This window comes from Bradyrhizobium sp. ISRA442 (assembly GCF_038085055.1).
Classification (GTDB): domain Bacteria; phylum Pseudomonadota; class Alphaproteobacteria; order Rhizobiales; family Xanthobacteraceae; genus Bradyrhizobium.
This window is the reverse complement of record NZ_JALGCN010000024.1, coordinates 19,374-34,525: the sequence shown is the minus strand read 5'-3', so window position 1 is coordinate 34,525 and position 15,152 is coordinate 19,374. Positions and strand designations below refer to the sequence as shown.

At 64.0% G+C, this 15,152-nt stretch carries 12 protein-coding genes; 3 read left to right on the top strand and 9 right to left on the bottom strand.

Annotation, left to right across the window (positions count from 1 at the left end):
* Positions 1-154: 154 nt before the first annotated feature.
* From MTR72_RS33325 to MTR72_RS33315, 3 genes are all read right to left on the bottom strand, one after another.
* Positions 155-1,165, bottom strand: a complete 1,011-nt coding sequence (locus MTR72_RS33325) for a hypothetical protein (RefSeq protein WP_341511897.1) — start codon at positions 1,163-1,165, stop codon at positions 155-157.
* Positions 1,166-1,607: 442 nt separating this feature from the next.
* Positions 1,608-2,636, bottom strand: a complete 1,029-nt coding sequence (locus MTR72_RS33320) for a YcjF family protein (protein WP_341511896.1) — start codon at positions 2,634-2,636, stop codon at positions 1,608-1,610.
* Positions 2,633-4,102: a YcjX family GTP-binding protein gene (locus MTR72_RS33315; RefSeq protein WP_341511895.1), complete on the bottom strand. Its 1,470-nt coding sequence runs from the start codon at positions 4,100-4,102 to the stop codon at positions 2,633-2,635. The genes MTR72_RS33320 and MTR72_RS33315 overlap by 4 nt, the downstream gene beginning before the upstream one ends.
* Before the next feature lie 176 nt (positions 4,103-4,278).
* Between MTR72_RS33315 and trhA the strand changes: the two genes are divergently transcribed.
* Complete coding sequence (trhA, locus tag MTR72_RS33310) at positions 4,279-4,974, top strand: PAQR family membrane homeostasis protein TrhA (protein ID WP_280966358.1); 696 nt, start codon at positions 4,279-4,281, stop codon at positions 4,972-4,974.
* A 40-nt stretch (positions 4,975-5,014) separates the two neighbouring features.
* Positions 5,015-5,812, top strand: a complete 798-nt coding sequence (locus tag MTR72_RS33305; protein WP_280966357.1) for an SDR family oxidoreductase — start codon at positions 5,015-5,017, stop codon at positions 5,810-5,812.
* Positions 5,813-5,968: 156 nt separating this feature from the next.
* Here MTR72_RS33305 and mdlC read toward each other — a convergent pair whose 3' ends face one another.
* The 4 genes from mdlC to MTR72_RS33285 all read right to left on the bottom strand — a co-directional run bounded on the left by mdlC (position 5,969) and on the right by MTR72_RS33285 (position 10,901).
* On the bottom strand, positions 5,969-7,591 hold the full coding sequence (mdlC, locus tag MTR72_RS33300; protein WP_341511894.1) for a benzoylformate decarboxylase: 1,623 nt from the start codon (positions 7,589-7,591) through the stop codon (positions 5,969-5,971).
* 139 nt (positions 7,592-7,730) lie between these two features.
* Positions 7,731-8,582: an FAS1-like dehydratase domain-containing protein gene (locus MTR72_RS33295; RefSeq protein ID WP_280966355.1), complete on the bottom strand. Its 852-nt coding sequence runs from the start codon at positions 8,580-8,582 to the stop codon at positions 7,731-7,733.
* Positions 8,583-8,609: 27 nt separating this feature from the next.
* Positions 8,610-9,713, bottom strand: coding sequence for a CaiB/BaiF CoA transferase family protein (locus MTR72_RS33290; protein WP_280966354.1), 1,104 nt, complete (start codon positions 9,711-9,713; stop codon positions 8,610-8,612).
* A 9-nt stretch (positions 9,714-9,722) separates the two neighbouring features.
* On the bottom strand, positions 9,723-10,901 hold the full coding sequence (locus tag MTR72_RS33285; RefSeq protein WP_341511893.1) for an acyl-CoA dehydrogenase family protein: 1,179 nt from the start codon (positions 10,899-10,901) through the stop codon (positions 9,723-9,725).
* Positions 10,902-11,026: 125 nt separating this feature from the next.
* Here MTR72_RS33285 and MTR72_RS33280 point away from each other — a divergent pair, with 125 nt between their 5' ends.
* Positions 11,027-11,947: a LysR family transcriptional regulator gene (locus MTR72_RS33280; protein WP_280966352.1), complete on the top strand. Its 921-nt coding sequence runs from the start codon at positions 11,027-11,029 to the stop codon at positions 11,945-11,947.
* Between the two features lie 399 nt (positions 11,948-12,346).
* Here the strand turns inward: MTR72_RS33280 and MTR72_RS33275 are convergent, their stop codons facing one another.
* Both MTR72_RS33275 and MTR72_RS33270 read right to left on the bottom strand, forming a co-directional pair.
* On the bottom strand, positions 12,347-13,621 hold the full coding sequence (locus MTR72_RS33275; protein ID WP_280966351.1) for a cytochrome P450: 1,275 nt from the start codon (positions 13,619-13,621) through the stop codon (positions 12,347-12,349).
* A gap of 169 nt (positions 13,622-13,790) precedes the next feature.
* Positions 13,791-15,056, bottom strand: a complete 1,266-nt coding sequence (locus tag MTR72_RS33270) for a cytochrome P450 (RefSeq protein ID WP_280966350.1) — start codon at positions 15,054-15,056, stop codon at positions 13,791-13,793.
* Positions 15,057-15,152 lie beyond the last annotated feature (96 nt).

Sequence of the window (15,152 nt, the reverse complement as noted above, 5' to 3'; positions counted from 1 at the left end):
ACAATTATATTCAGATAGTTAGTTAATTGATGTCCCTATTGGATCCGTTACGGATGACGATCAAACCGCAGTCCAGCCGCGTGGACGAAAGCGTGGTTCCTGAGGCGTGCATCACCTTGTAGCGATGCAGTCCAAACCGATCGATGCCAGTATCTCACCCTTTTAGGCGCTTATTGCACTCGGGATAGTAGCCACCTCCCTGCTGTACCCAGAGCAAGCCGCCGTTCGAGTCAGTTGCTTTGTTTGCGAGTTGGTCTCGACAAGTAAGCATACGAGCTTTGCCCGGCTCCTCCGTGGAATAGGTCGGTGAAACAAGTGAAGGGAATACAGGAGGTGAAGGGCCTCGGTTCGTCTTTGGTGGCGACGGCGCATTAGCCCTGGAACTGGAGTTTGTGGATTGATTCCAACCCGAGAGGGCTGCATCGAAGGCTTGGTTTCCCGAGGCCCCTTTCTCAATGGCTAGAATTCCTCGCCGCTGATTTTCATACACCAATGGGATATCGAACCATTGCCTCTCATTTAGGAGCTGTAAGTTACGTGCGCGGTCCTTCGCAACATTGGACAAGCCTACCAAAAAATAGCCATCACGAACTTTAACAGCTAATCCAGAGAGGGGCTCACCTCGCGCTTGCTCGTTTGATTTGAGCAATATGCCGGGCAAATTCTTGATACCGCCCCCGGCAAAGTCAGACGGGAGGAAAAAGGTTACGTCAATGGTGTGACTTGCAGGGAGCGTCGGATCGATGTTGCGCTTTAGCACAATTGCCGCTGACAACTTGCGCTCGGGGATACTGACATCGCCTCGCACCGCCGTTTCAGTTTGTGCGGAGCCTACATTTTGGGTTCGCCAAGTGACTGAGCCAATGTATTGGCGCCCCTTGGGATCGGCTGGATCCTCATCGTATAAGATTGCTCTTTGCCGAAAATACGTGCTCGGCCTTGCCGCTTCGTTCTGCGACGGCAGAGAAGCAATGACCGGACTTCTCTTCGGGCTTTCTTTCAGTTCTCGCACGCGAGCGCGTGCGAGATCAGCATAGAACGTTTGGGAAAAACGTTGGATGAATGCCTCTAGTACCTCGATGCTCTGGGTATCGGCTACTGCCGTACTCGGCGACACGACCTGGAGTGTGACTGCCAACATAAGTAAGGCTGCGAGTTGCTTCATATGTAGGCCCCCCTCCTACAACCAGAACGGAAATACAATAGTCTTAGGTGAAAGGCGCTGATCTCTCAAGGTGAAGTTGCGCGTCGAGACCGAGTCTCAAAGCGGATGCCCCCATGTCCTCAATCAAGGAATATGCTTTACCTAGGCTCTAGGGAGCCATGCTTGCACTATTGCGAGCACAAGATCGTTCACGCCGGCACTTGCGACTAAGATCTACGCGAACCTCCTGCTTCACGTGGTGCCCTCGAAGCAGTCCGTCATTGTCCCTCGGGCGTTACGCAATTGGTATCTGCCATCCGACCCCATCCAATCTGTAGTTGCAACACAGGCTACAATGGCGGAATATTGCCTTCCGGCAACAGCTTTTGCGCCTGTTGTTCGCGATCCACCCACGGCGCCACAAGGGGAGAGGGGGCAGCGGCAGCGCGGCGAGAGCCGCGCGTTACTCCTCATCCTCTTTCTTCCGCAACAAATCCGTGGCGAGGTCGGACAGTTTGGGCTGCGGCAGCGCCGCGAAGGGCAGCGGCCGCGTGACGTCGATCGCGGCCAATCCCAGCCGCGCGGTCAGCAAGCCGTTGAGCACGCCCTCACCGAGCCGCTGCGACAGTTTTGCCGCGATGCCGTGCCCGAGCATCTGCTGCACCAGGCTGTCGCTCGCGGCCATGCCGCCCGTGATGGCGAGATGGGCGATGACGTGACGTATGAGGCGGATCATGCCGAGCGCGCCGGGCCGCCCGCCATAGAGCCGGGCAAGTTGCCGGATCAGCCGGAGCGAGGCCACGAACACGAACAGCACGTCGATCAGCGCGCGTGGGCTCACGGCGGTCACGATCGAGACCCGCTGTGCGGCTGACGACACCAGCCGCCGCGCCTCCGCATCCAGCGGCGACATCAACTCGCGCTCGGCGAGCCGGATCATGTCGGCGCCGTCGATGATCTCGCCGGCGTGACTTTGGAGGGCGGCGCGGGCGCGCGCGAGTTGCGGGTTCTGGTGCGCGATCTCGAGCAGGTCCTGCACGATGGCGCGGCTCTCGCTGCGATCGTCGCTGGCAAGCACTGCCGCCGCGCGCTGATGCAACTTCTCGATCGCGGCGAGCCGCGCCAGGCCGAACGCCTCGCGGCCGATGACGGCAGCGAGCGCAAGCGCGGTGACGAAAGCAAGGGCAAGGGCGATGATCCCGAGACTCTCGCTGCGCGCAAAGAGATCCTCAATCAGATGGACGACGCCGAGCCCGACCCCGAGCAGCGTCAGGCCAGCGACGCCGGACCAGAACAGCGCGCCCCAGGGCAAGCCGCGCCGCGCAGGAAGCGCGGTTTCGATCTGCACCGGCATTGTCGACGGATCGGGCTCCGGCGTGATCTGGATCGTGCCGCGACTGATCCGTCCCGTCTCGTCAGCTTCGGTGACGACGACGCCGGGATCGTCCAGCCGGAACGTCGCCGGCCGCCGCTGCTGGGGTCGGTCGTTCATAGCAGCTTGTCTCCGATCAGGAACTGCAAGGCACGGTCGAGGCGGATGTGAGGCCGCGCCGGCTCTTCCGTTCCCTCGCGTTCGAGCTTGGGCGGGCGGAAGCGCAGGAAGCGGAAGTCACTCGTTCCGGCGGCGGCCGTCGAGAGGCCGCGAAACGCATCGGTGCCGTTGAACAGCGCCTCGGGATCGGCGGGCAGGTCGCCCGGAAAAGTTGCCACTTCCGTGTTGCCGTCGAAGAACTCGCCACCCGCGCTTTCGCCCGCCGCCGGCGTCCCCAGGATCGACGGCAGCCTGTCGCGGCCACGCGCGACCTGCGCCTCGCGGGTGGCGCGCACGGCGGCGAGTGCCACCACGTCGATCTCCGCGCCGGTGGTTTCGGCGCGCGCCACGGCGCGCATGACCGCGCGGCGCAGCACGGCCTCGAGCCGGTCGTGACTGGAATGATGCAGATGGTCTGCTTTCGTCGCCGCAAACAGGATGCGGTCGATGCGCGGCCGGAACAGGCTGGAGAGGAAAGTGCTGCGCCCGATGCGGAAGCAGTCGAGGATGCCGGCGAGCGCGGCTTCGAGATCGTGCAGCGCCTCGGGTCCGGCGTTGAATGCGGCGAGCGCATCGGCCAGCACGATCTGGCGGTCGAGCCGGGCAAAATGATCGCGGAAGAACGGCCGCACCACGACGTCCTTGTAGGCTTCGAATCGGCGGACCATCATCGCCCACAGCGAGCCGTCCGGCGCCTGCCGGCCGGCTGGCACGTCGAGCGGTGCAAAGGTCAGCGCCGGCGTGTCGGCGAGATTGCCGGGCATCAGGAAGCGGCCGGGCGGCAGCAGGCTCATGGCAAAGCGCTCGTCGCGACAGGCGCGCAAATAGCCGGTGAAGAGCTTGGCGGCCGTCAGCGTCGCCTGCTCGTCCTCGCGCGCCTCCGGCTTCAAGGTCGAAAGATGTGCATGCCATTCGGCGGCGAGATGCGCACGCGGCGCCTCGCGCGAGAGCGCGAGACTCTCCGCCGACCATTGCTCGTAGCTCTTCTGGAGCAGCGGTAGGTCGAGCAGCCATTCGCCGGGATAATCGACGATGTCGAGCGTCAGGGTCCGGTCCGCACCGTTCTGGCGCTGGTAGTCGATGACGAGGCGCAGCTCGCTGATGTCGACGGTCGAGTTCGGCCAGCGCCGCTCCTCGATCAGCGCGCGCAGATGGTTTTCATAGGCGAAGCGCGGCACCGCATCGTCGGGCTGCGGCGCCAGATGCGCCCGCGCGATCCGGCCCGACGCGTAGGCCTCGAACACCGGAAACCGCCCGCCGCGGGTGAGGCCATGGATCAGGGCGGTGATGAACACCGTCTTCCCGGCGCGCGACAGGCCGGTGACGCCGAGCCGCACCGTCGGATTGAAGAAGTGCTCGCCATAGTCCATCAGCGCCCGGGCCGACAGGCGCGCCTCCTCGACCATATCCTGAAAACTGAATGCCATATGAACGAGGGATCTCGGGCGGGGTACGCAAAATGGATTAGTCACAAAAGTGGCAACTGCCTGACGAAAATCAAGCTTCATACTTCCACCGCGTTTGTCGGCGAAGCAGCGCTTGAACTCCCCGCCGAGCCCGCAAGACCCATATAAGAGTGCTATAGCGTCGCCTTCGGATTGCCATGACTGTCTTCAGATTGAAGCTACTCGCGTCCAGCTCGGTTCATGCCGCAGCCGATGCGATCGGCTGGAACTACGATCGCGCCGAGCTGATCGCCGACGGCGTCATCCACGCCATCGGCGTGCTTGCCGGCATCATTGCCGCAACCGTCCTGGTGGTGCTCGCGGCGGTCTATGCTAGCGCGGTCGATATCGTCGGTGTGTCGATCTACGTCGCCGGCCTGCTCTCGATGCTGGTGCTGTCGGCGACCTATAACCTGTGGCCGGTGTCGCCGGCGAAATGGGTGCTGCGGCGCTTCGACCATTCCGCGATCTATCTTCTGATTGCCGCGACCTATACGCCGTTCATCCTGGAGCTGAAGGACAGCGTGTTCGCGCTGGCGCTGCTCGTCTGCGTCTGGTGCGTGGCGATCCTGGGCATCGTGCTGAAGCTCGCCTGGCCCGGCCGCTTCGACCGCGTCTCGATCGGCATCTATCTCGCCATGGGCTGGAGCGGCCTGATGCTCTACGACGCCGTGGTCAAGGCGCTGCCTGCGATGGCGCTGGGCTTCGTCCTCGCGGGCGGTGCGCTCTATTCACTCGGTGTGATCTTCCACGCCTGGCGGCGTCTGCGCTTCCAGAATGCGATCTGGCACGGCTTTGTCTTGGCCGGCGCGGCGTGCCATTATACCGCGGTGCTCGACCTCGTGTTGAGCTGAGCAAGACCAAAAGCGGTATAAGAATAAGAGGAGACGTCGCATGCAGGTGGCCGGCAAGGTCGTGGTCGTCACGGGCGGCGCCAATGGCATCGGCAAGGCGCTGTGCGAGGCCTTTCATCACGCAGGCGCGGCCAAGGTGGTGGTCGCGGACATGGAGGCGGCCGGCGCGCGGGCGGTGGCGGCGACCGTGAACGGCGCCGCCTTCAAGTGCGACGTCGCCCAGGAAAAGGACATCGCCCACGTCATCGAGGAGACCGAGCGACAATTCGGCCCGATCGACCTGTTCTGCTCCAATGCCGGCATCGGTGGCGGCTTCGATCCCCTATCGACGAATGCCGGCGGCACCTCGGACGAGCCGTGGCAGCGGAGCTGGGCGATCCATGTCATGGCCCATGTCTATGCGGCGCGGCACCTCGTGCCGCGGATGAAAGCGCGCGGCGGCGGCTATTTCCTCAACACGATCTCGGCTGCGGGCCTGCTGTCGCAGGTTGGCAGCCCGGCTTATTCGACGACCAAGCACGCCGCCGTGGGCTTTGCGGAAAATCTCGCGATCTCGCACAAGGCGCACAACATCCGCGTCTCGATCCTCTGCCCGCAGGGCGTCGACACCAACATGCTGCGCTCGATCCCGAAGGGCCCGCAATCCGGCGACGGCGACCTCACGCCCGAGCAGGTCGCCAAAGATGCGCTCGCCGGCATCGAGCAGGAGACGTTCCTGATCCTGCCGCATCCGCAAGTGCTCGGTTACATGCGCAAGAAGACCGAGAATTACGACCGCTGGATCGGCGGCATGGCCAAGATCCAGGCGAAGATGCGGGAAGAGTTTGGAACCAAATAGGCGTTGCTGTCGCCAGATTGACGCTGTCATGCCCCGGCTTGACCGGGGCATCCAGTACGCCGCGGCGCCTCCGTATCGAGTCACCGCCGCTGGAATACTGGATCGCCCGATCAAGTCGGGCGATGACGGCTGAGCGTGTGGCGCAAGTTTGCGCCCCTAATGCTTCTGCGCATAGAGCAGCGGCACGGCCGAATCCACCACGACCTCGACGAGGCTCGTGCCCTCGAACGCCATGCCGCGCTTGAGTGCGCCTTCGAGCTCCGCAGCCTTCGTCACTCGCACCGCATCGCAGCCCATGCCTGCGGCGAGTTTGACGAAGTCGATCCCCGGCAGCTCCAGCCCCGGCACGTTGCGCACCTGCATCACCTGGCTGAACGAGCGCATCGCGCCGTAGCCCGAATTGTTGATGACGACGACAGTGAGCGGCAGCTTGCGCTGCGCCGCGGTCCACAGCGCCTGGATCGAATACATCGCCGAGCCGTCGCCGATCAGGCAGACGGTGCGCTGCGCAGGTTTCCCGAGCGCCATGCCGACCGCGGCGGGCAGCGAGTAGCCGAGGCCGCCGCTCGCCATCGTATAAAAGCTGTCCTGGCCGCGCATCGGCATGAATTTCTGCATCGCCGGCCGGTGCGAGGGCACTTCCTCGACCAGCGACGCGCCATCCGGCATTGCCTGCGATAGCGAATGCAGCAGGAATTCCACCGGCAGCGGATCGGCGGCTTGTGGCGCCGGCGGCAGCGTGCGGCCCTTCGGCGCGGTGCGTTTGCTCTGCGGCAGGAGGTCGAGCAGCATGGTGAGCGCGGGCTTCATGGTGGCGATGATGCTGCTGCCGACTGGCGTCACCGCGGCCGTATCCGGATCGTCGGTGATCTGGAAGATTGTGGCGCTGCCATCGAAGATCGATGCGTGGCCCTCGACATGGAAGGTGAAGACCGGCGCGCCGATCACGACGATGAGATCATATTCGCGCAGCGCGTCGGACAATTGCGCCGGCGAAGCGTGCAGGAAGCCCGAAAATTGCGGATGACGTTCGGGGAACGAGCAGCGCGCCGAGAACGGGCTGACCCAGACGCTCGCCTTGGTTTTCTCGGCAACGCGTACCATCAGCTCGACCGCGCCGGCGCGATCGACGCCGGGGCCGACGACGAGGGCAGGGTGCTTGCTCGAACTGAGCGCGGTGACCAGCGCTTTCATCGCCTCTGGCTCGGGGCCCACTTCTCGGCTGACCTTGCGCGCCTCGACCGGCGCGGTCGCATGCGCCCAGTCGTCGATCGGAATCGACACGAAGGTCGGCCCGCAGGGCGGCTGCATCGCCGTGTAATAGGCGCGCGCGATCGCGGCCGGCACGTCCTCGGGCCGCGCCGGCTCGACGCTGTACTTCACATAGGGCCGCGGAAACTCCGACGCGCGCTCGGCATAGAGAAACGCCTGCAAGGGGAGGATCGAACGGGCCTGCTGGCCCGCGGTGATGACCAGCGGGGTCTGGTTGCGGTGCGCGGTGTAGATGTTGCCGAGCGCATTGCCGACGCCGGCCGCCGAATGCAGGTTGACGAAGCCGGCATTGCGCGTCGCTTGCGCGTAGCCGTCGGCCATGCCGACCGCACTCGCTTCCTGGAGCGCCAGCACGTAGTCGATGTCGTCGGGCCAGTCGCTGAGGAACGGCAGCTCGGTCGAGCCGGGATTACCGAACACCTTGTTGATGCCGAAGGATCGCAGCAGGTCGAGGGTGGCCTGCTTGACGGTGACGGATTTGCTCGCCGCTTTGCCGTTTTTGGACATCGTTTCCGTCCCCTGTTGTTTGTTGATGCTGGCGGCCCGGCTCTCGGCCTCGCCCTTGCGAAGCGCGCGCTCCTCAGGGTGAGGGTCCAGATCTATACTTCGCTTCGCTCGCAATGACGAGGAGGCGGCGCCGGATTCGTCACCACACCGCCGTGCCCTTCATCGTCGGCTGCCCTTCGGCGTTCGCGGTCCACAGCTCCATGCTCTCGCCGCTGTCATTGGCATTGATGGAGAACTCCGAGCCCTCGAACAGCGGTTGCACGCCGCGATAGGTGAATTTCTTCGGCGCCTTGCCGTCGCGCAGTTTGGCGGCCATCTCGACGATGAACGCCGCCTGCAACGGGCCGTGGAAGATCAAGCCCGGATAGCCTTCGACCTTGGTGACGTAGTCGCGATCGTAGTGAATGCGATGGCCGTTGAAGGTCAGCGCGGAGTAGCGGAACAAGAGCACGGGATCCGACACGTACGCCTCGCGGTGCTGAGCCTTCGGCGGTGGGGGCGGGGCTTTCGCAGATGCGGCCTGCGTGCTCGTCATCTCGCGATAGACGATGTCCTGCCGTTCGCGGATGGCAACACCGCGCGGCGAACTCACGCTGTGCTCGACCGAGACGAAGCACAGCGTGCCGGTCGAGCCGGATTTCACCTGCACATCGGCAATGCGCGAGCTGCGCGTCGATTCGTCACCGACGCGCAGCGGCTCCAGGAACTCGATCTGGCCGCCGGCCCACATCCGGCGCGGCAGAGGCACCGGCGGCAGGAAGCCGCCGCGGGTCGGGTGGCCGTCGGGCCCGAGCATCGACATCGGAAATACCGGCTGCGCCAGGCACCAGTGCACCGTAAACGGCGCAGCGTCACCTTTTTTGGGCTCGCCGACCTCCTGGAACAGCGTCGCGCGCAGGCCCTTGACGAGCTGCGCGGTGACGGTGTCGGTGGCCTCCTGGGTGCGGCCGATCCACTGCCGCAAGTGATCGATGTCGAGCTTCTCGGTCATGACGCCTCGCTCTCTTGCTTCTTCGACTTACTTCTTCGATTCGTGACGTTCGCCGATGCCGGGAACGGCACCATAGCGCCGCGTCTCGCCGACGATGATCGGCGCGGGCGCGGGATAGCTGACGCGGCCGTTCGGCGTGTCGACCTCGATGCGGCGCAGATGCGGATGGTTGGTGAGGTCGGCCATGGTATTGACCTCGGCAAACGCGATGTCGGCGTCGGACAGCCGCTTCAAGAGCTCGTCGCGCGTCATCTTGGCGAAGGCATCGGCAACCGTCTTGTCGGTGAAGTCACGATTGCGCACGCGCTCGACCATGTTGGCGACGCGGGGATCGCTGGGCAGCGCAGGCTGGTCGAGCACCTCGGCGCAGAGCGTCTTCCACTCGCGCTCGCTCTGGATCGAGATCAGGATGTCCTTGCCGTCCCTGGACGTGAACACGCCATAGGGCGCGATCGAGGGATGGCGCAGGCCCATGCGCTTCGGTGGATTGCCGGCCTCGGAATTGAGCAACGGCACGGTGCACCAGTCGGCCATCACGTCGAACATCGAAATGCGGATGTCGGCGCCCTTGCCGGTGCGGCCGCGCGCGATCAGCGCCTCCAGGATCGCGGCATGCGCCGTGGCGCCGGTCGCGACGTCGACGATGGACATGCCGACGCGCGAGGCGCCGTCGGGATTGCCGGTGATCGAGGCAAGCCCGCTCTCGGCCTGGATCAGGAGATCATAGGCCTTGCGATGCGCGTAGGGACCCTCGTCGCCATAGCCGGTGATGGTGCAGGAGATCAGCTTCGGATAGTCCTTCAGAAGCCGCTCGCGGGAGAAGCCGAGCTTGTCCATCGAGCCGGGCTTGAGGTTCTGCACCAGCACGTCGGCGCTCGCGATCAGCTTTTCCAGCTCGGCGCGGCCGTCCTTGGTGGCGAGATCGACCACCGCCGACTGCTTGCCGCGGTTGAGCCAGACGAAATAGCTGCTCTGGCCCTTGGCCGCCGCGTCATAGCCGCGGGCGAAGTCACCCTCGGGCCGCTCGATCTTGATGACTTCCGCGCCAGCGTCCGCCAGTCGCGACGAGCAGAACGGCGCCGCGACCGCCTGCTCGACCGCAATCACCCTGATCCCGTCAAGTGCTCCCATGATGCGACCTCAATATGAGCGGGGCATGCCGAGCACGTGCTCGGCGATGAAGGACAGCACGAGGTTGGTCGAGATCGGCGCCACCTGGTAGAGCCGCGTCTCGCGGAACTTGCGCTCGACGTCGTATTCCTCGGCGAAGCCGAAGCCACCATGGGTCTGGATGGCCGCGTTGGCCGCTTCCCAGGACGCGTCCGCCGCCAGCATCTTGGCCATGTTGGCCTCTGCGCCGCAGTCGAGCCCGGCCTCGTATTTGCGCGTCGCTTCCTTCACCATCAGCTCGGCCGCACGCATCGACGCATAGGCCTTGGCGATCGGGAACTGGATGCCTTGATTTTGGCCGATCGGCCGGCCGAACACTGCGCGCTCCTTGGCGTAGTTCGAGGCCTTGGCGATGAACCATTTGGCATCGCCGATGCATTCGGCGGCTATCAGGATGCGTTCGGCATTCATGCCGGAGAGGATGTAACGAAAGCCCTTGCCTTCCTCACCGATCAGATTTTCCGCGGGCACCTTCATGTCCGTAAAAAACACTTCGGTGGTGGCGTGGTTCATCATGGTGCGGATCGGGCGGATCTCGAGGCCCTTGCCGCGGGCCTCGCGCATGTCGACGATGAACACGGACAGGCCATCGGTGCGCTTCTTGGCTTTCTCCTTCGGAGTGGTGCGCGCGAGCAGGATCATCAGATCGGAATGCTCAGCGCGGCTGGTCCAGATTTTCTGGCCGTTCACGACGTAGTGGTCGCCCTCGCGGCGGGCGAACGTCTTGAGGGACGAGGTGTCAGTGCCGCTGGTCGGCTCGGTGACGCCGAAGGCTTGCAGACGCAATTCGCCGGTCGCGACCTTCGGCAGATACTTCGCCTTCTGCGCATCATTGCCGTGCCGGAGCACGGTGCCCATCGTGTACATCTGGGCATGGCAGCCGCCGCCATTGCACCCCGCGCGCTGGATCTCCTCGAGGATCGCCGCGGCCGCCGAAAGCTTCAGACCCGCGCCGCCATATTCTTCGGGGATCAGCACCGAGAGATAGCCGGCCTCGGTCAGCGCATCGACGAAGGCCTTCGGATAGGCCATCTCGCGATCGAGCTTGCGCCAGTATTCGCCGGGAAACTGCGCGCAGAGCTTTGCCACGGCTTCGCGGATATCGGCGTGATCTTCGATGTGGTGTTCGTCCTGTTTTTCTCGGCTCATGGCGTTTCCCGTGGGCTTTGGCTGAGAGAATAGCGCCGGCCAATCCTCCGGCGTTGTGAAAACAACGCCAGCCCCCTATGCTCATTTGCTATAGCGTATGGAGTAGCGTTCCAAGATTGGCAAGCATGGATTTCCGGCAGCTCAGGACCTTCAGTTGCGTCGCGGAGCTCGGCAGCCTGAGCAAGGCCTCCGACACCTTGCGCGTGGCGCAGCCGGCGCTGAGCCGCCAGATCAAGCTTTTGGAACACGAGCTGCGCACCGAGCTGTTCACCCGCAACGGCCGCGGCATGGTGCTGACCGAGGCCGGGCGCCTCTTGCTGGCGCGCACCTCCGGCATCGTGCGCCAGATCGACCAGATCCGCGACGATATCCAGTCGGCGAAGGGACCGCCGTCCGGCCACGTCGTGCTCGGTCTGGTTCCGACCGTGAGTTGCGTGCTGTCGGCGCGCTTCGCGCGGCGCTGCGTCGAATCCTTTCCCGGAATCTCGCTGCGTATCGTCGAGAGCTATAGCGGCCATCTCGTCGAATGGTTGCATCGGGGCGAGATGGATCTTGCGATCCTCTATGGCCGCTCGGCCGACCTGCATCTCAATGTGCAGAGCCTCGGCCGTGACAACATCGTCGCTGTCGGCCCGCGCGGCTGCGGCCTGTCGCGCAAGAAGAGCGTCGACATGGGTTGGCTGCTGCGACAGCGGCTGGTCCTGCCCAGTCATTCGCACGGCCTCCGCGCGCTGATCGAGCATGCGGCCGCCCAGCGCAAGATCAAGCTCAATGTCCAGCTCGAGGCGGATTCCTTCCGCGTGCTCACCAGCCTCGTCGAGGAGGGACTGGGCTTCGCGCTGCTGCCGCCCTCGTCGGTGCATGACGAGGTCGCGGACGGGCGGCTGGAAACCGCGGCCGTATCCAAGCCGATGACGCGCGAGCTCATATTCGCTTCTCCGATCGACCGTCCCGCCTCGACGGCATCCCTCGCCATCACCGCGCTCCTGCGCGACGAGGTCGCGGCCTGCCGCAAGGAAGGCCTGTGGGACATCAGGCTCGCTTGAAGGTCGATGCCTTCTTCGCCTCGCCCCGCTTGCGGGACGAGGGGGCGCACCGATCGCTCCGTCAACGAATTCACGCGGGATTTAGAACGGAAGCGCGCCGTCCTCACTTCGCATCTTGTGCGACCTGTCATGCCGAAATTTTATAGCCGGGCAATGAGGGGCAGGAGCGACGCGCTCATTGCCTCACTCTCCGCTGTCATCACCCGCGAAGGCGGGTGATCCAGTATTCCAGAGGCGGTGAGGGCTATGGAGAAGCTGCGGCGCGCTGGATGCCCCGCTTGCCGCCTTCGCTAAGGCTTCGGCGGCCCAAGACCGCAAGCCCGGCGAAGCCTTGGCGTAGCCGGGTCGCGGGGCATGACAGCGGAGATTCAGGCAAATGCTCGCCACTCCTCGCGCACGTCAGCCCGGAATCCTTACCGGCAGCGACTCATATCCCTTGATGAAGCTCGAATAGATCCGCTTGGGCTCGCCGACCACCTCGATGCGGTCGAAGCGCTTCAGCATCTCCTCCCAGACGATCCGGAGCTGGAGCTCGGCGAGGCGCATGCCGACGCAGCGGTGGATGCCGAAGCCGAAGGACAGGTGCGTGCGCGGCCGTGGCCGGTCGATGATGAACTCGTTCGGCTTCTCGAACATCTCCTCGTCGCGGTTGCCCGAGACGTACCACATTACTACGCGGTCGCCCTTCTTGATCTGCTTGCCGCCGATCTCGGTGTCGACCAGCGCGGTGCGCCGCATATGCGCAAGCGGGGTCTGCCAGCGGATCACCTCCGGCACCATGGAATCGATCAGCGCCGGGTCGGCGCGGAGTTTGTCATACTGCTCGGGGTTCTCGTTCAGCGCCAACACCGAGCCGGTCATGGTGTTGCGCGTAGTGTCGTTGCCGCCGACGATGAGCAGGATGATGTTGCCCATGAGGTTGTCGGGGTCCATGTAGCGCGTCGCATCGTTGTGGGCCATCAGTGACAATAAATCGTTGCGCGGCGCGGAGTTGACGCGCTCGTTCCACAGCTTCGACATGTAGGCGTAGCACTCGTCCATCTCGCGGCGACGCTCTTCGGCGGACGCGACGATGCCGCTCTTGGGCAGCGCGGTCGAGACGTCCGACCAGCGCGTCAGCTTGCGCCGCTCCTCCCAGGGGAAGTCGAACAGGGTCGCGAGCATCTGCGTCGTCAGCTCGATCGAGACGCGCTCGACGAAGTTGAAGGTCTCGTTGCGCGGCAGATTGTCGAGCACGGTCTGCGAGCGCTGGCGGATCAGTTTTGCCAATTCGTCCAGATGCGTCGGCGTGAACATCGGCGACACGGTCTTGCGCTGGGCCGAATGCTGCGGCTGATCCATGGCGATGAAGCTCGGCCAGTCATAGCCGGGGGGTACGTCGCGGATCGAGATGCCGCCGAGCGTGGAGTCGGAGGAGAAGATGCCGTGATTGGTGTCGACATGCATGATGTCGTTGTATTTCACCACCGACCAGTAGGGTTCGATCGGCGCGTTGGTGCAGTAGTGCACCGGCTCTTCCTTGCGCAGCCGTTCGAACCACGGCCACAGCGTGTCGTCCTGGAACAGCCGCGGCGCGCCCGGGTGGAATTGCGCCAGCGGCGTCGCATAGGCCTCCTCGCGTGCCCGGCGCATGCGTTTGGCCTTGTCCACATTGACCGGGGTTTGGATGTTCATGGACGGTTGCTCCAGCTCGTTTCTTCTTCGCCTCTCCCCGCTTGCGGGAAGAGGCCGACGCGCGAAGCGCGGCGGGTGAGGGGGGCTCCACGAATCGGCTGTCACCGTGTTCGCGGATGGAGCCCCTCACCCCAACCCTCTCACCGCAAGCGGGGCGAGGGAGATGTTCTCACGCCGCAATCTTCACCGGCAGCGTCTCGTAGCCCTTGATGAAGCTCGAATAGACCCGCTTGGGTTCGCCGACCACGTCGATGTGATCGAAGCGCTTCAGGATCTCCTCCCAGATGATCTTCAACTGCAATTCGGCAAGCCTGAGGCCCACGCAGCGATGGATGCCGAAGCCGAAGGAGAGATGCGTCCGCGGCCGCGCGCGGTCAATGATGAATTCGTAGGGCTTTTCGATCGCCTCCTCGTCGCGGTTGCCCGAGACGTACCACATCACGACCTTGTCACCTTTCTTGATCTGCTTCCCGCGGAACTCGAAATCGACAAGCGCGGTGCGGCGCATATGCGCAAGCGGTGTCTGCCAGCGGATCACCTCGGGCACGAAACTGTCGATCAGTGCGGGGTTCTCGCGCAGCTTGCGATATTGCTCGGGATGCTGGCTCAGCGCGTAGATCGAGCCGGACATGGTGTTGCGGGTGGTGTCGTTGCCGCCGACGATGAGCAGGATGAGGTTGCCGAGGAAATTCTTGGCATCCATGTGACGCGTGGCATCGCTATGCGCCATCATCGAGAGCAGATCGCTCTTCGGCGGCTGTTGGCTGCGTTCTTTCCAGAGCGCGGAGAAATACTGCGCGCATTCGAGCAAGACCGCCTGCCGGTCGTCCTCGGTGGGCACGAGCCCATCCGGGCCCGGGATCGTCATGGCAACGTCGGACCAGTGCGTCAGCTTGCGGCGTTCCTCCCAGGGAAAATCGAACAGCACCGCCAGCATCTGCGTGGTGAGCTCGATCGAGACACGATCGACCCAGTCGAACACCTCGCCTTTGGGAAGATTGTCCAGGCATTCCGCCGAACGCTTGCGGATGTTGAGGGCGAGCTCGTCGAGATGCGTCGGCGTGAACATCGGCGCCACGGTCTTGCGCTGAGCGCTGTGGCGCGGCGGGTCCATCGAGATGAAGCTTTCCCGGCGCAGCTCCGGATCGACGTCGCGGATGGTGATGCCGCCGAGCATCGCGGCCGACGAGAACGCCGCGTGGTTGGTCTCGATCTCCATGATGTCGTTGTATTTGGTCACCGACCAGTACGGCCCGAACATCGAGTCCTTGCAGTAGTGCACGGGCTCTTCCTTGCGCAGCCGGTCGAAATACGGCCAGAACGTATCGGTCCTGAACAATTCCGGGTCGCCGGGATCGAACTGCTCCAGCGGCAATGATAAGGCGCGTGCGCGCAATGCATCGTGACTAGCGATGCTCTCGATGGTCCCGTGCATGGCCGTCTCTCCCTGACGTTGCTCCGCGCGACTTTTTCTTGAATTCTGCGCTGCGGTATTTGCCCCTGCAATTACAGCCCGTTGTCTGCGTCGGGG

What these genes read in the sequence shown, in the direction of transcription:
- MTR72_RS33325 (WP_341511897.1), bottom strand. Translation starts at nt 1,165, where the DNA reads ATGAAGCAACTCGCAGCCTTACTTATGTTGGCAGTCACACTCCAGGTC.
- MTR72_RS33320 (WP_341511896.1), bottom strand. Translation starts at nt 2,636, where the DNA reads ATGAACGACCGACCCCAGCAGCGGCGGCCGGCGACGTTCCGGCTGGAC.
- MTR72_RS33315 (WP_341511895.1), bottom strand. Translation starts at nt 4,102, where the DNA reads ATGGCATTCAGTTTTCAGGATATGGTCGAGGAGGCGCGCCTGTCGGCC.
- trhA (WP_280966358.1), top strand. Translation starts at nt 4,279, where the DNA reads ATGACTGTCTTCAGATTGAAGCTACTCGCGTCCAGCTCGGTTCATGCC.
- MTR72_RS33305 (WP_280966357.1), top strand. Translation starts at nt 5,015, where the DNA reads ATGCAGGTGGCCGGCAAGGTCGTGGTCGTCACGGGCGGCGCCAATGGC.
- mdlC (WP_341511894.1), bottom strand. Translation starts at nt 7,591, where the DNA reads ATGTCCAAAAACGGCAAAGCGGCGAGCAAATCCGTCACCGTCAAGCAG.
- MTR72_RS33295 (WP_280966355.1), bottom strand. Translation starts at nt 8,582, where the DNA reads ATGACCGAGAAGCTCGACATCGATCACTTGCGGCAGTGGATCGGCCGC.
- MTR72_RS33290 (WP_280966354.1), bottom strand. Translation starts at nt 9,713, where the DNA reads ATGGGAGCACTTGACGGGATCAGGGTGATTGCGGTCGAGCAGGCGGTC.
- MTR72_RS33285 (WP_341511893.1), bottom strand. Translation starts at nt 10,901, where the DNA reads ATGAGCCGAGAAAAACAGGACGAACACCACATCGAAGATCACGCCGAT.
- MTR72_RS33280 (WP_280966352.1), top strand. Translation starts at nt 11,027, where the DNA reads ATGGATTTCCGGCAGCTCAGGACCTTCAGTTGCGTCGCGGAGCTCGGC.
- MTR72_RS33275 (WP_280966351.1), bottom strand. Translation starts at nt 13,621, where the DNA reads ATGAACATCCAAACCCCGGTCAATGTGGACAAGGCCAAACGCATGCGC.
- MTR72_RS33270 (WP_280966350.1), bottom strand. Translation starts at nt 15,056, where the DNA reads ATGCACGGGACCATCGAGAGCATCGCTAGTCACGATGCATTGCGCGCA.